Raw genomic sequence first — 1,814 nt, forward strand, 5'->3', positions numbered from 1 at the left:
CCACACCTTGCGGCGCTCGGGCGTGTGGATCTTCGGGTTGTTCCACAGCAGGCCCCACGCCGCCGCCGCGCGGCGGGCGAAGCTCGCCATGCTGCGCGGCCTCCTCGACGGCGAGTCGCTGCGCGAGGACGCCGAGACCGCCCTGCGCGCGCTGGTCGGGCGCGACGACGCCCGCCTGCGCGACGACCAGTGGCGCGCGATCGAGGCGCTCGTCGCGTTCCGGCGGCGGGCGCTCGTCGTGCAGCGCACCGGGTGGGGGAAGTCCGCGGTGTACTTCGTCGCGACGCGGCTGCTGCGCGACCGCGGCGCGGGCCCCACGGTCATCGTCTCCCCCCTGCTCGCGCTCATGCGCGACCAGATCGCGGCGGCGGCGCGCGCGGGCATCCGTGCGGTGACGATCAACTCGGCGAACGTCACCGAGTGGGAGGACGTGCACGCCGCCATCGCCACGGGCGACGTCGACGTGCTGCTGTGCTCGCCCGAACGGCTCAACAACCCGGGGTTCCGCGACGAGGTCCTGCCGCGGCTCGCCGCGGACGCCGGGCTGGTCGTCGTCGACGAGGCGCACTGCATCTCCGACTGGGGTCACGACTTCCGGCCCGACTACCGGCGCATCCGGACGCTGCTCGCCGACCTCCCGCCCGGCATCCCCGTCCTCGCGACGACGGCCACCGCGAACGCGCGCGTGACCGCCGACGTCGCGGAGCAGCTCGGCGTGCGGGCGGAGTCGGCCGCGGGCACGGGCGGCGCGCCCGACGAGGTCCTCGTGCTGCGCGGCGGCCTCGACCGCGAGTCGCTGCACCTCGCCGTCCTCCCCCTGCCGGACCAGCCGTCGCGCGTCGCGTGGCTCACGGAGGCGCTGCAGGACGTCGACGGGTCCGGCATCGTCTACTGCCTCACCGTCTCGGCGGCGGAGCAGGTCGCGAGCCAGCTGCGCGCCGCGGGCCTCGCCGTCGCGGCGTACACCGGCCAGACCGATCCCGCCGAGCGGGAGCGGCTCGAGGAGGACCTCAAGGAGAACCGCGTCAAGGCGCTCGTCGCGACGTCGGCGCTCGGCATGGGCTTCGACAAGCCGGACCTCGCGTTCGTCGTGCACCTCGGCGCGCCGAGCTCGCCGATCGCCTACTACCAGCAGGTCGGTCGCGCGGGGCGCGGGGTCGACTCGGCCGTCGTCCTGCTGCCGGGCGAGGAGGACCGCCGCATCTGGGAGTGGTTCGCCTCCACCGCGTTCCCGCCCCAGGCGCAGGTGCGCGCGACGCTCGCCGCGCTCGAGGGCGGTGGGACGCAGTCCGTCGCGCAGCTGGAGACGCAGGTGGACCTCAAGCGGTCGCGGCTCGAGGGCATGCTCAAGGTCCTCGACGTCGACGGCGCGGTGCGCCGCGTCAAGGGCGGCTGGGAGGCCACCGGCCGGCCGTGGACCTACGACGCCGAGCGGTACGCGCGCGTCGACCAGACCCGCGAGGCCGAGCAGAAGGCCATGCTCGACTACCAGGCCACGACCGGCTGCCGCATGGCGTTCCTGCGCGCCGCGCTCGACGACCCCGAGCTCGAGCCCGGCTGGGAGTGCGGCCGCTGCGACCGCTGCGGCGGCGTGACGCTTCCCGCCGTCCCGGACGCCGAGGCCGTCGCCGCGGCGCGGGCCGACATGGACAGGCCCGGCGTGGAGGTCGTCGCACGGCGGCAGTGGCCGAGCGGGATGGAGCGCCTCGGGCTCGCCGTGCGCGGGCGCATCCCCGCGGAGGAGCAGGCCGAGACCGGGCGCGCCGTGGCGCGGCTCGACGGGCTCGGCTGGTCCGCGACGCTGCGCGAGCTGT

Annotated in this window: 1 protein-coding gene; it reads left to right on the plus strand. The window is 76.1% G+C overall.

Annotation, left to right across the window (positions count from 1 at the left end; all coding sequences use genetic code 11):
- Positions 1-88 precede the first annotated feature (88 nt).
- The coding region (locus JZ5iCDA_RS17300) for a RecQ family ATP-dependent DNA helicase (protein ID WP_069388220.1) at positions 89-1,814 on the plus strand (1,726 nt) is incomplete at its 3' end.

The sequence above is a fragment of the Cellulosimicrobium cellulans genome (assembly GCF_001722485.1).
Taxonomy (GTDB): domain Bacteria; phylum Actinomycetota; class Actinomycetes; order Actinomycetales; family Cellulomonadaceae; genus Cellulosimicrobium; species Cellulosimicrobium cellulans_A.